The 14074-nt window shown below is 40.4% G+C and carries 7 protein-coding genes; 4 read left to right on the plus strand and 3 right to left on the minus strand.

Features of this window, described 5'->3' with window-relative positions:
* Positions 1-3: 3 nt before the first annotated feature.
* Positions 4-4365, minus strand: coding sequence for a PAS domain S-box protein (locus FDK13_RS27340; RefSeq protein ID WP_137343205.1), 4362 nt, complete (start codon positions 4363-4365; stop codon positions 4-6).
* A 105-nt stretch (positions 4366-4470) separates the two neighbouring features.
* Positions 4471-6192 carry a tetratricopeptide repeat protein gene (locus FDK13_RS27345; protein ID WP_137343206.1) on the minus strand — a complete coding sequence of 574 codons (1722 nt, stop codon included), beginning with the start codon at positions 6190-6192 and terminating at the stop codon, positions 4471-4473.
* Between the two features lie 219 nt (positions 6193-6411).
* Between FDK13_RS27345 and FDK13_RS27350 the strand changes: the two genes are divergently transcribed.
* Positions 6412-7224 (plus strand): class I SAM-dependent methyltransferase, encoded by an 813-nt coding sequence (locus FDK13_RS27350; protein WP_137343207.1) that lies wholly within the window; start codon positions 6412-6414, stop codon positions 7222-7224.
* Positions 7225-7340: 116 nt separating this feature from the next.
* Here the strand turns inward: FDK13_RS27350 and FDK13_RS27355 are convergent, their stop codons facing one another.
* The gene (locus FDK13_RS27355; RefSeq protein ID WP_137343208.1) at positions 7341-8129 is read right to left on the minus strand and encodes a PhzF family protein; all 789 of its coding nucleotides are present in this window, start codon (positions 8127-8129) and stop codon (positions 7341-7343) included.
* A gap of 485 nt (positions 8130-8614) precedes the next feature.
* Between FDK13_RS27355 and FDK13_RS27360 the strand changes: the two genes are divergently transcribed.
* The 3 genes from FDK13_RS27360 (at position 8615) to FDK13_RS27370 (ending at position 14064) form a co-directional block, all read left to right on the plus strand.
* The gene (locus FDK13_RS27360) at positions 8615-9319 is read left to right on the plus strand and encodes an HAD hydrolase-like protein (RefSeq protein ID WP_137343209.1); all 705 of its coding nucleotides are present in this window, start codon (positions 8615-8617) and stop codon (positions 9317-9319) included.
* Positions 9320-9327: 8 nt separating this feature from the next.
* Positions 9328-10452, plus strand: coding sequence for a TIGR03364 family FAD-dependent oxidoreductase (locus tag FDK13_RS27365; RefSeq protein WP_137343210.1), 1125 nt, complete (start codon positions 9328-9330; stop codon positions 10450-10452).
* 198 nt (positions 10453-10650) lie between these two features.
* Positions 10651-14064, plus strand: coding sequence for a SusC/RagA family TonB-linked outer membrane protein (locus FDK13_RS27370; RefSeq protein ID WP_137343211.1), 3414 nt, complete (start codon positions 10651-10653; stop codon positions 14062-14064).
* Positions 14065-14074: the final 10 nt, after the last annotated feature.

A 14074-nucleotide genomic window follows, 5' to 3' on the forward strand; every position in this document is an offset into this window, starting at 1 on the left:
TGTTTACAGTTCTGCCAGAATCGGTAACAAATAATCAATCTCGTTTTCCAGTTCGGTCAGTAATTTTTCAATAACAGTTTTGTCAAAAATAAGAAGGTGTTCCAACAGACCGGCGAGTTTGGCAACTTGATTGAGATAGACAGATGAAGATGAGCCTTTCAATTTATGTCCGGAAGCTTTGATAGCGGCCAGGTCTTCTTTTGCGTAGGATTTTTTCAAATCCAACAAATCATTATTTAACCCGTTTATGGTCAGATCCAGCAATTCACGAATGAACTCCTTGTCATTCATGAAAGTATTGTTAAGTTTTTCAATATCAAAATGACTGATATCGGAAACAAAAGTGTTTTCTGTTTTTTTCTCCTTATTTTGAGGACTGTCCAGTCCAACAAATTTATTGAGCATCTGCCAGATCATGTCTTCAACAAAGGGCTTGGTAACAAAGTCGTCCATACCTGCTTCCAGGCATTTTTCCTTTTCACCTTTTACGTTTCCGGCTGTCAGCGCAATGATCGGGACATGGTTTTCTCCTTCAAGATCTCTAATAGCCACAGTAGCTTCGTAACCGTTCATTTCAGGCATTTGTACGTCCATAAAAATGATAGCAGGCAATTGTTTCTTACATAACTCTACCGCTTTTACCCCGTTTTCGGCTTCGATAATCTCAGCGTTTGGTGCGATTTTTCTTATCACTGTTTTAGCCAGAAACATATTGACCGGATTATCTTCTGCTATCAGGATGAGAAGTCCGCCAGTATCGATCTCATTATTTCCAGGCAAAAGATTGTACTCTTCGAATTTTCCTTTTTGGGATAACCGGGAAAGAGAAAGAAAAATATCATTAAGCTTGATCGGTTTCATCAAACGATAATTTACTTTTAAATCTTCACAGCCTTTTAAAACAATGGCGTCGTCCGCGGAGCTGTTCAGCAACACAATTGGAAGTTGATCTGCATTCATCCCGTAAGTTATTCTCAGTAACTTTATTGTTTCCAGTCCATCCAGTTGGGGCATATGATAGTCCATCAGGACAGCGTCAAAAACCGTTTTTCCATTCATGATCATTTCCACAGCTTCCATGCCGTTTTTAGCCTGAGAAGATTCAATTTTCAGGATTTCAAGCATTTTTTCAAGGATGATACGATTGTTGTCGTTGTCATCTACGATTAAAACACGCTTGATGGAATCGACATGCTCCCAGATAATAGGCTCTCCGGGTTCTGATTTCAGGGTAAGGTCAAAAAAGAAAGTACTGCCAATTCCGGGAATACTTTTGAGTTGAAGATGACTTCCCATCATCCCCAAAAGTTTGTTTGAGATCGTCAGCCCCAGCCCCGTACCTCCATATTTTTTTGTTGTGGAACCGTCTTCCTGTAAAAAGGCTTCGAAAATTTTCGCCTGTTTTTCTTCTCTGATTCCAATACCGGTATCACGTACTGAAAACCGGCAGGTAACTTCATTACTCTCTTCCGGCGTGTATTCCAGCATTTCAATTTTTAGCTCAATTTCTCCGCTTTCGGTAAATTTGGCTGCGTTACTTAGCAGATTAATCAAAACCTGTTTCAGCCTGATTTCATCTACCCAGACAAACCGCGGTAAATCGGCGGGAATATTTAGCAGCATTTCCAAGCCTTTGTTTTGAACAGGAAATGAAATAATATCGGCGGATTGAGAGGCTATTTCGAAAATATCAGATTTGTCAATATCAAGTTCCAGCTTACCTGCTTCAATTTTTGAAAAGTCGAGTATGTCATTGATAATGTTGAGAAGCGCCGTCCCCGATTGATTCACAATTCCTAAATATTGCTTTTGCGTGTCAGTTAGCTGCGTCTTTAACACAAGATCCGTAAAGCCGATTATTCCGTTAAGGGGAGTTCTGATCTCGTGGCTCATGTTTGCAAGAAATTCTGACTTGGCGATATTGGCTTGTTCAGCCAGAAGTTTGGCGTGCTTTAATTCTTCTCTGCCCAGCGCAATTTCTGTAATATCCTGTGTGAACATCATTATCCCACCGATCGAACCATCAAACTGATACCACGGCCGGACTTCCCATTTAAGATATTGTTCATGATCCCATCCCGGTGGTATCCACATTTCCTCTTCTTTTGTGATAATGGCACCTTGCAAAGCTCTTTGATGAATCTCTTTCCATTGATCGCCAATGGTGGGAAAAACTTCATAATATGTCAATCCAATAATATCGCGGTCTGTCAAATGATATTCTTCCAGCCATTTTCTGCTGATTGCCAGATATTTAATGTCTTTATCAAACATGGCAACCGCTGCTGGCGCGTGCTCGACAAATGCCAGCAATCTGGCTCTTTGTGTAATAAGTTCATGCTCCGCCTTTTTACTTGCCGACAAATCCGTTGCTACACCCAGATATCCTATGATTGCATTGTCAAGATCGCGAATCATTGTTACTGCCAGCGAAACTGGAAAAAGTACACCTGTTTTTGTTTTATAAGTCCATTCTTTTACTTCAAAACCATCTGTTTTTGCTTTTTCAATCAGAGCTCCGAGTCCGTTAATTTGTATACCATATTCTTCACCCAATTCTTCTGAGCGCTTTTTTAACTCTTCGGGAATGTGAAAGATTTCAGGTGTGAAATGCCCAATTACATCTTCGCACGCATAACCCAAAAGGTTTTCAGCACCTTTATTAAATACCGTGATAATGCCACTGGTATCGGTGGCTATAATACTGACAGCAGAAGCTGCGTTCAGTACGTCATCAAGTAATTTTCGGGATTTGGCTGTTTCAAGTTCGGCTCTTTTTTTTGCGTCAATATCCTGAAATGTTCCGTAAATTCTTTTGCATTTTCCATTTTCTATTTCCGCATTGCCGATGCTTCGGACCCAGACAGAATTACCCTTTGCCGTAGTTAATTCAAGTTCAAGATCGTAACCTTTTCCATCGGAAACGGCCAGGTCGACAGCCTTTATTAGTGTTTTGCGGCCATCTTCATCCTGGTAAAACTGAAATGCTGTTGCTAAATCCGGTTCATAATCGACATCAACCTCATGGATTTGTTTGGTAACTTCGGACCAGTTTACTTTCCCGGAAAGAATGTCAACTTCCCATCCGCCTACGCGAGCCGTGCGATTGGTCTGCACCAGCATTTCCTGAGTTCTCTGAAGGCGTTTAGCAAGTTGCTGGCTTTCAGTTACATCGATAGAATTGCCTACAACATAATCTTCACCATATGGATTATGAACAAGAATATTATGATAACTCCATATCAGATAACCTCCGTTTTTATGCTGAGTGGTCATCAAACCGCTCGACTTTCCAGTTTCCCTGATTTCCCACAAATAATATTTCAGGGCTTGATGATGTTTCACAGGAATCAGATCGGCCAGCCCCATCGTCAAAACCTCCCTTGTGGAATAGCCAAGTAATTCTGCACCGGCCGCATTAACTGTTATAAAATTCCCTTTGAGATCATGTGTACACATTAATCCTTGTGAATTTTCAAAAAAAGACCGGAAGTTATCTTCACTGGTCTGTAATTTCTGCTCTTGTATTTTTTCTTCGGTGATATTTCGTGCGATCGCGAAGAAATTTCCAGTTGAAGGTTCAGGCGTGGCTACCCATTGCAAGTATAAATATTCGCCGCTTTTTTGACGGAATCTTTGTGTGAAATTTATGCCTGGGATTCCGGACGAAAGCTTTGAAATCTGCTCGTACGTTTTTTCAAGATCATCCGGATGTGTAAGCTCAAAAAAAGAAGTTTTGAGAAGAAATTGCTCATCCCAGCCCAGCAATTGTTCAAAAGCAGGATTGATCTGCCTGAAATATCCATCAGCGCCCGCAATACAGATCAGGTCGTTGGATAATTGAAAAAGCCGTTCAAAATATTTCAATTCCTGACGTTTTCGCTGATCCACGATTAGTGACATGACCTGCTCGGCAATAAGTTTCAGAGCACTTTTTTGTTGGTGGTTAAGTTTCCTGACTTTATTATCAATAACGCACAGCGTCCCAAGGGAAAATCCTTTTGGATCTATCAAAGGATAACCTGCGTAAAAACGAATATGCGGATTTCCCGTTACGAAAATATTATCCTTAAAACGTTCATCACTGGTAGCGTCTTCAACCTCAAAAATTACATTTTCCATAATTGCATATTGGCAAAATGCAAGATCACGTGACGTCTCAGGAATATCCAGTCCTTTGTTCGATTTGAACCACTGCCGTTTTTCATCAATAAGTGATATGAGTGAAATAGGAGTGTCGCAAATGACAGAAGCAAGCTCAGTAAGTCTGTCAAATTCTTTTTCACTATAGGTGTCCAGAATCTGGTAGTCTTTCAGTGCTTTTAACCTTTCATTTTCATTATGAGGAATGGGAAGGTATTTCATTGTGCGTTGAGTAATTCGAGTTCAAAATCTTCTAAATATGCAATTTTTTTCTGGATTAATAAAGAAATGTAACCGATATGTACTTTATCAAGACCTATTTTTTTTCTATTTCATATAAACCGAGGACGACGGGATATTTTCTGAACCGGAAAATGCGCGCATGTATTTTGTTTTATAGGTTGCCAACTGATCATTTTTCCGTTGCGCTTTCAGACTTTTTGACAATCCTATTAAAGACCAGCCATTACCGGGATTTAATTCCAAATCTTCGCGGTACACTTTTTCTGCCAAAGCAGATTTTCCGGTTTTCAGAAGAAAAGCGCCTAAAAACTGTCTCGCCGGAATCGGCCAGTCGGTTGGCTCAGTATAGACAAGGTTGTCTTCAATTTTAATTGCTTTGTTCAGGTCGCTAAAAGCTTCATCATATTTCTTTTCAGAAAACAGGATGGACGCATGCAGGATTTTTCCGGCGATGCTGGCCATGGAAACCGGCGCATTAAAAGGAATCCGAACTTTGGTCAATATGGGGTCTTTACTATTCTGGTGGAGCAATTCCAGCTGTTTTTTCGCAGCGGTTACCTCACCCGTATTTACATACGCAAGCCCTTTGGCAAAATTGGAAAGGAGTGAAGCATAGCTCCATTTAGGATCCGGCATAATACTGTCTTTCAGGATTTCATTCCATTTTCCAAGTCTTACCAAAGTAAGGACCGGCATCATAAACATATATTGGTCGTAGGTTTGCTGAGCCGTTGGAGCAACACTTTTCCTGCATCGCAACGCATCCCGCATTCCTGTTTGGTACATTCCACCGCTCAATGCACAATAGGTTTGCACCGCATAGTAGTGCGTACTGCGTTTATTCAATTGCAGATAAGGGGCCAGAGAGTCATAATGAAGCAAATTTCCATCCGCAAGATCGTTGACTTCAACCCCTTTTGCATACATGCCATTTCGCTGATATTCATGACTTGACATGTGCACCATATGGGCAACTCCCGGCAAAAGATTTTTCAGTTTATCAGCATTTGGCAGCGCAGTTTCGGGGTGTCTGGAAGCTTCGGTGAGATGGATATGATAATGTAGCGCCGCCGGGTGGTTGGGGTTTTCCTTTAAAATGGTCTCACATAAAGATACCAGTTCTTGCGTCCATGGTTTTGCGGAACCGTCTGCATTCCAGAAGTCCCATGCGTGAATAAGCATGACCGCATCCACGTACAATGCCTTTACATCCACATTACTCGTATGTGACGTCACGAGTTTTTTCATAGCATCTGCGTAAGCAATATTTAAATTTTTCCTGTTTGCATCGGAAATATCATTGCTGTAACGCAGTGTCATTGTTTTGATCAGCGTATTTTCATCATCATTTCCATACGTCGCTGTCTCGTTCATTTTGGTTACAATTTCCGGAATAGCTGCGGGCAAAAGATAGGAATGCGCCGCATTGTAGTAGGGCCCCATCGCAAGCGCCTGTCCCCAATAGGGCATAGGATGACGCGGATCAAACCGGGAAGCTTCCATGAAAGAAGCCAATGCTTCTTTCATATGATAACTGTAATACATCGTCAGTCCCTGGTTGAAGTAGAACTGGGCACTGTCGTTGGTGGTAGAAATTTTATAGGAATATTGTCCGGAACCAGGTAAAGGCATAATAAATTTACCGTTTTCACTTTTTCCCGGATTTCCTGATGGCTGCTGTCCGCAAAAGGGAATTGTTTCCTGTTTATAAAAATTAGTCTGTGCGGCGTTTTCCTGATTATTTTTAAGTACGAAAACGCCTGAAACTATAACGAAAAAAGCGAACGATAGGAGCAAAGTTTTCATTGGGCACAATTAGTTAAGCGGATTTGATTTTCTGTTATCCCGCTGCCGGATGTCAATAAATCATCTTTAAAGGTAAAAATAGTACGCAACATTACAGAATAAAACAACCGTTAAGGTAAAGATTTGGTCAAAATAGTTAATGGGTTGCTGGATTTTGAAATATTTATATATTTTTCGAGTATAAGTTATTGATGTTTAGTTTATTAACTTAAATAATTATTGTCAGATTCATCAATTATGGGTTCAAAAGCGATTCAGGGAGAACTTTGGGGACAACAGCCAAAAAACTGGGCAGAAATTCAGGAACAAACCGGTAAGGCAGGTTACGATTATGCACTGAATTTTCTGGATCTAAAAACGGGAGACAAGTTGCTTGACGTTGGTTGCGGATCGGGATTATTCAGTAGTTTCGCGAGTGCAGCCGGTGCAGAAGTCACTGCGATTGACGCGAGTGAAAAATTAATTGAAGAGGCAAAACGACGTACAAATTCAGTTGATTTTTTAATTGGGGAGATGGAAGAACTTCCTTTTGATCACAACACTTTTGATATTGTCTGCGGTTTTAATTCATTTCAATATGCTGCAAACGTGAAAAATGCACTGGAAGAAGCCGGAAGAGTTTTAAAAAAGCACGGCAGGATCGTGGTGATGATTTGGGGAAATAAGGAAGATTGTGAGGCTGCCACTTATTTAAAAGCTGTTGGGAGTTTGCTGCCGCCTCCGCCTCCGGGAGCGCCGGGCCCTTTTGCACTTTCAGAAAATCGTTTGCTCGAAAATATACTGGAAGAGTCAGGATTTAAAATTATTGATAATACCGATATCAGTTCGGTTTGGGATTATCCGGATAAAGACATAGCACTTAAAGGATTAATTTCCGCCGGACCTGTTGCAAGAGCTATTCAGAATAGCGGATTTGAAAAAGTATATGAAACGGTATCAAAAGCTGTTGGGCCTTATGTCAAAAATGACGGACACGTGGTTTACCATAATAAATTCAGGATTGTTATCGCGAAAAGTAACAAGGTTGTGTAATGTTTGTGATGAAGTAAAAATAGCCGAAATTATAACCTTTAAGTAGTAGCGGAAAATTGTTATCATATCAAAAGCAATGGTTTCAAAATTATCGCATTTTATATGACCATTCTAATTCACTCAATCCAAAAATGCCCGGCGGCGTATGTTTTTGCTTTTCCGCCAATTAAAACCCGATCGCCTTGATCGAAACAAAGCAACTTTCCGGATCTTTCCGAAATTTGTTCAGCTTTCATTTCTTTTTTACCAAACTTTTCACTCCAATAGGGTATAAGTGTACAATGCGCTGAACCCGTAACCGGATCTTCCAATATGGAAGCCTGCGGTGTGAAGAAGCGGGAAACAAAATCACAATCATTACCCTTTGCCGTTACAATAACACCGCCGGGATCCAGGTTGATCTGATCAAATAAATGCCTGTCGATTTTGATATTTCTGATTTCACTTTCGGTATCATAGACCAAAACGTAATCTCTTGCTTTTAGAACAGATTTTGGCTCTATGTTTAATGATTTTTTGATGTTTTCCGGTAAGTCGGCAGGTATGGCTTTTCTTGATGGGAAATTTAAAAAATACATGTCCTCACTTGTGGTCACCACAAGCTCTCCACTCAAAGTGTCGAAAATGATTTCATCTTTCGGATAGTTTGAAATCGTTTTAAGCGCATGTGCCGTAGCTAATGTGGCATGTCCGCAGAGATCCATTTCAATTTCAGGCGTAAACCATCTAAGGTGAATGCGGTCACCGGTTATTACAAAAAAAGCAGTCTCTGCGACGGCATTTTCCTTTGTTATTTTTAAAAGCAGATCATCCGGCAGCCAGTTTTCCAGCGGTACCACACAAGCCGGATTTCCTCCGAAAATTTTTTCCGTAAAAGCGTCAATTTGATATAACTCGAATTTCATTGTTTCCTTTTTGATATGAAGTCAGAATATTGACTAAAAGTAGCCGCCAAGGTCCCTGGCAATTTAGCAGAAAGAGCAGTAAGTTGATATGGAAAATCGTTTTAGTTCTTCCTTTTTATTATTGATTTTAAAAATCGATGACAGATTCAGTTGTTTATTTGAAGAAATATGCATTGGATGAATTTACAGTTTGTTTAGTATTAATTAACATTTACTTAATATAAGTTAAATTTAAACCACTTAATTTTACATCATTAAAATTATTTTTTTCTTATATTGTTAAATATTTATTAACTTTTATTTGGTGATATTTTATATTTAAAGTATTTTTAACTTGTAAATGTAATAGTTAGCAAATATTAAAAAATTGAAAAGTTAAGTAATAGTATATTTTCTGTGTTCACATGTTTCAATAATTTGTTAGTTAACTATTTTTTGGATTTCTTTAAAGTTTAGTATTAGTTCACCAATTAAACAGATATAAAATGTCAATTGAACTTGTTGTGTTTGATATGGCCGGCACCACAGTAAAAGATAAAAATTACGTGGGTGTAGCATTTCAGAATGCGATGGATAATTACGGCTACCCGATTGCGATTGAAAACATCAATCCGATTATGGGATATGAAAAACCGGTTGCTATTAAAATGATGCTCGAAAAGCACGAGCCCGAAAAGCAAAAAATAACAGCAGCGCTAATAGATAGCATTCATACTGAATTTGTTGACAGCATGATTAAATTCTATGAAACCTCGGATGATATTGTTCCGCTTCCAAATGTGGAGGAAACATTTTTGAAACTGCGTGAGGCAGGGATAAAAATTGCGCTGGATACCGGTTTTTCAAGAAACATTGCAGATGTGATAATGGATCGTCTGGGCTGGGCAGACAAAGTTGATTTTCTTGTAGCAAGTGATGAAGTGGAAAATGGTCGTCCTTTTCCTGATATGATAGAAAAAATTAAGGCTGCACTTGAAATTAAATCTTCTGAAGTGATAGCCAAAGTAGGCGATACCGAAGTAGATATTAATGAGGGAATTAATAGCGGCTGCAAATACGTGATTGGAATTACAACCGGAGCTTTTACACGCGACGAATTAATTCCATACAACCCTACGCATATTATCGATGATATTTCGGATGTCATCAATATCATTATGCCTCAAACAGTAACGACTCAACAAGATTAGATAGAAAAATGGGCAAATCAGCAATTGTGATCGGTGCAGGAATTGTTGGGCTGGCAACGGCACGCGCATTAGGTGCAAGAGGCTATCAGGTCACGGTTATAGAAAGATCGAGTAAGGCAGTTGGCGCATCGATCCGGAATTTTGGTATGGTTTGGCCGATTGGTCAGCCGGAAGGAAAAATGTATGAAAGAGCATTAAAAGCCAAAAGCATCTGGAAAGAGGTCTTGACGGGAGGTAAACTCTGGTTTCACGAAGGCGGAAGTTTGCATATGGCTTACCATCAGGATGAGCTGAATGTAGTGAAAGAGATCGTTGAAGTGAGTGATAAACGACCTGTTCGGGTACTTTCTGCTCAGGAAACACTGAATATGTCGCCGGCTGTGAATGCAAACGGATTGTTGGGTTCTCTGTTTTGTGAAGATGAAATGATTGTGGATCCAAGGCAGGCAATCGCAGGAATTCCTGCTTACCTGACTGAAAAATATGGTGTGGATTTTATCTGGGATACGGCAATTTCTGAGGTTGATCATCCAACGGTGAGATCAGGTGCGAAACAGTGGGCGGCGGACGAAATTTTTGTATGCAGCGGTGCTGATTTTGAAACGCTGTATCCGGAATTATTTTCATCGTCACCTTTGACAAAATGTAAGCTTCAAATGTTACGCCTTGAAGCGCAGCCTGACAACTGGAAAATTGGTCCGTCGTTGTGCGGAGGACTTTCTTTAATTCATTATGACGGTTTCAAAGCAGCACCGTCTCTTGAAATTCTGAAAGCAAGATATAAAGAAGAATATGCAGAATATTTGAAATGGGGAATTCACGTGATGGCTTCACAAAATGGCCTTGGTGAGATTACAGTGGGTGATTCGCATGAATACGCACTGACTTTTGATCCTTTTGACCGTGAGTTTATCAACACCATGATCCTTGATTACCTGGCTACTTTTGCGCAATTCAAATCGCCGAAGGTATTTGAGACATGGCATGGAATTTACCCGAAAATGACAAATGGAAATACCGAAATTGTTTTAAAACCTGAAGGCGGTGTGACAATCATTAACGGATTGGGTGGTGCAGGAATGACACTTTCATTCGGCCTTTGCGACCAGGTGATCGGCGGAACGTATCAATAGAAATAATTTTGATCTGTGAGGATTCTTAATCCTCACAGATCATAGAAAAGAATACAAATATCGGATCAGGTAATTGAGCCAATTTGCAGCAAGCAGAGTGGTAATGGCATTGTATTGAACATATGGCAGCTTTTTGCCTGTGTTTACCGGACAAGGATTGAATAAATCAAAGCATATACCCATAAACTTGATACTAGTATGAAACCTCTCTCTACAAAACGTTTCCAGCTGAAAAGGGCCGGATTGTTTGCGTTTGGGATGCTGATTGCCAACGGGACTTTCGTCCCGGTACATGCCGCAGTCAAAACCCGATTTCCGGATTCGGAAATCAGCAAATCCGAGACAAATACCTTGGCTGGAAAGCATAAGGCGATAGAAAATGTTCTAGCGTATAACATTAATCGTTCGATATCAGGCGCCGTAAATGCCGATATTAACATCAAAGGAAGAATTACCGATTCGAAAGGACAGACACTTCCAGGTGTTAATATTGTTATCAAAGATTCACAAAAAGGTACCGCCAGTGATGCTGACGGAAATTTTCAGATTACGGTCGGTTCATCGGCTGACATACTTGTATTTTCTTTTATCGGTTATAAAACCCAGCAAGTAATAGTAGGTGGAAAAACCTCTATAGACATAACCATGCAAGAAGATAACAACGTTCTGGATGAAGTTGTTGTAACAGCACTTGGTATCAGCAGAGAGAAAAAATCACTTGGATACTCGACACAGCAGGTTAAGGGAGAGATACTTAACGAATCTCCTGCTTCCAACTTTGTCAATAACCTTTCCGGTAAAATCGCAGGTGTTAATATCAGCGGAGCAGGTGGTGTTGGGTCATCTGCCAGGATTGTTATCAGAGGAGAATCTTCCTTGTCTATGCAAAGTCAGCCACTTTTTATTATTGACGGTGTGCCGGTTGGTAATGACAATACTAATAACAGTGGATCAGCGGATTATGGTAATAGTGCTTCTGAAATTAATCCGGCTGATATTGAGTCGGTTAACGTGTTGAAAGGTCCTGCCGCTGCGGCTTTGTACGGCTCACGTGCGGCGAGAGGTGCGATTGTGATCACCACAAAAAAAGGCAGCAACAGAAAAGGAGTTGGCGTGAGTTTCAATTCCTATTTATTCGTTACCAAAGTAGGCCGGTTACCGAAATTTCAAAATAAATTCGGACAAGGAAATAATGGACAGTATGATGGATCCAACTTTGGAGCAAGCTGGTCGGCATATCCAAATGGAAATAATGATGATTATGATGAAAGCTGGGGCCCAAGAATGGATATCGGAACAACAAGAGCTCAGTTTGATTCTCCAACAACGAACGGTTACCGCGGAGGTGATGTCGCGATTAGCAACAGAGGTGATGTTCTTCAGACACCATGGGTTTCTCAGCCGAACAACATAAAGAACTTCTTTACAAACGGAAAAAAATACTATAACAACATCGCGTTTTCTGGTGGAAATGAGCATGGAGATTATCGTCTTTCACTTACTTCATTAAATGAAAAAGGCGTTATCCCAAATAACAATCTTGACCGCTATCAGGTTAATTTGAACAGCTCTTATAAACTGTCGAAAAAACTTACTTCTTCGATCAATATCAATTATGTTAGACAAACGAGTGATAACCGTCCGGATAATGGTTACGGCCGCAGTACATTCATGTATTTCTTTACCTGGATGGGAAGAAATGTAAACATGAACAGTCTTAAAAATTATTGGCAGCCAGGTTTGGAAGGAATTCGTCAGTATCAATATAACTACGGTGAGAATCATAACAACCCTTTCTTTTTACAATATCAGGATACAAAAGGGCAGAACAAGGATCGCGTTTATGGTAATGTAGCCTTAGAATACGCTTTCACAGATCATTTGAAATTAAAAGCGCGTGTTGCAGACGATTTTTACAACGATTTCAGGCCGATGCAATGGGCTGTAAGTACGGTTGATTATGAAAGTGGCCGGTACGAAATTGTTCAAATTAAAAATGAAGAACGCAATGCCGATTTCTTGCTGACGTATAACAATACAACCAAAAACGGAGATTTCGGTATCAATGTTTCTGCTGGTGGAAACCGGTTTGACAACAACGGTCATAGTGAAGATGTTGCTGCTCCGCAATTATTAATTCCGGGTGTTTATAGCATTGGAAATACCGGAACAGCTTTAACGGGTTCTTCAAATAAATTCAAAAAACGTATCAACAGTCTTTACGGTACTGCCAATTTGAATTACAAAGATTACGTATATCTTGACGTTACTGCACGGAATGACTGGTCGAGTACTTTACCAGCCGGAAACAATTCTTATTTCTATCCGTCGGTCAGTGTCAACGGAAACCTGAAAAGTATTTTCAACCTTCCCGAAGTTTTTAGTCAGGTTCAGTTAAGAGGAAGCTGGGCGAAAGTGGGTAACGATACAGGCCCTTATGCTTTGAAAAATACTTACAATTATGCGTCGCCATGGGGCAGTAATTATGCGCTGGTTGGTACAGGATCTCTTTTGAATCCAAAATTGAAGCCAGAAATTATCACAACCTACGAAATTGGAACAGCAGTAAGCTTTTTCCAAAACCGTTTGGGATTTGATGTGACCTATTACAATGCGTTATCCAAAAACCAGATCATTAGCCTTCCGTCTGTGCAAAGCTCAGGCGCTACCAGCAGACAGATCAATGCAGGTGAAATTAGAAATAAAGGTGTAGAAGTTGTCTTGAATTTCACACCAATAAAAACGGCTGATTTCAAATGGAATATTACAGTAAACTGGGCACACAACGTCGGTAAGCTACTTTCTTTGACCAGTGATGTTGATAAAATCGTTCAGGCTGCACCGGGCGAAGATGCTTCTATTCAGGCTCGGGTTGGTCAAAAAATGGGATCAATCTGGGGGCCTGGTTACCAGAGAGTTCAGGACGGACCAATGAAAGGAAATGTCATTATTTTCAATGATTCATACCCAAGAGGAACAAGCGAGGATATTTATCTGGGAAATTATCATCCGGACTGGACTGGTGGTATCTATAACCAGTTGACATACAAAGGGCTGAGTTTGAACTTTATGTTCGGTGGACAATACGGTGGCAAATTTGTTTCTCGTTTTTACAACAAAGCCACGGGCGCGGGTCAATTGGAAGAAAGTGCATTGGGCCGCGGCGCTCGTACGCCGGGTCAGGAATACGATGGGAAGTACTACATTCCGGGTGCTGCACTTATGGCCGACGGATCGTACCAGCCTAATAATACAAGTACAGATGGAACGTACAGTGCAGGTGTTTACGGAACAAACGCACGATATTTTATCAAAAAACCGCTGGATCATATTTCAGAAGCGCAGCTTTTCAGCTCTACGTATTTCAAACTGCGTGAACTTTCGATTGGGTATGCTTTGCCTTCAAAATGGTTGGCTAATGGCAAATTTATCAAAACGGCTAAAATCTCGGTTACCGGTAGAAACCTGTTCCTGGTCACGCCGAAAAGTAACAAACATTTTGATCCGGAAGTTACCACGGCGACAGATGGCAGCGGTTTGATCCCGGGATTTGAAAACATGAGTACTCCTTCCACAAGGGAATTGGGTGTTAGTTTGAATTTGATTTTTTAAACGGCAAAAC

Source organism: Dyadobacter frigoris (assembly GCF_005280585.1).
Lineage (GTDB): Bacteria > Bacteroidota > Bacteroidia > Cytophagales > Spirosomataceae > Dyadobacter > Dyadobacter frigoris.

What these genes read in the sequence shown, in the direction of transcription:
- FDK13_RS27340 (WP_137343205.1), bottom strand. Translation starts at nt 4,365, where the DNA reads ATGAAATACCTTCCCATTCCTCATAATGAAAATGAAAGGTTAAAAGCA.
- FDK13_RS27345 (WP_137343206.1), bottom strand. Translation starts at nt 6,192, where the DNA reads ATGAAAACTTTGCTCCTATCGTTCGCTTTTTTCGTTATAGTTTCAGGC.
- FDK13_RS27355 (WP_137343208.1), bottom strand. Translation starts at nt 8,129, where the DNA reads ATGAAATTCGAGTTATATCAAATTGACGCTTTTACGGAAAAAATTTTC.
- FDK13_RS27360 (WP_137343209.1), top strand. Translation starts at nt 8,615, where the DNA reads ATGTCAATTGAACTTGTTGTGTTTGATATGGCCGGCACCACAGTAAAA.
- FDK13_RS27365 (WP_137343210.1), top strand. Translation starts at nt 9,328, where the DNA reads ATGGGCAAATCAGCAATTGTGATCGGTGCAGGAATTGTTGGGCTGGCA.
- FDK13_RS27370 (WP_137343211.1), top strand. Translation starts at nt 10,651, where the DNA reads ATGAAACCTCTCTCTACAAAACGTTTCCAGCTGAAAAGGGCCGGATTG.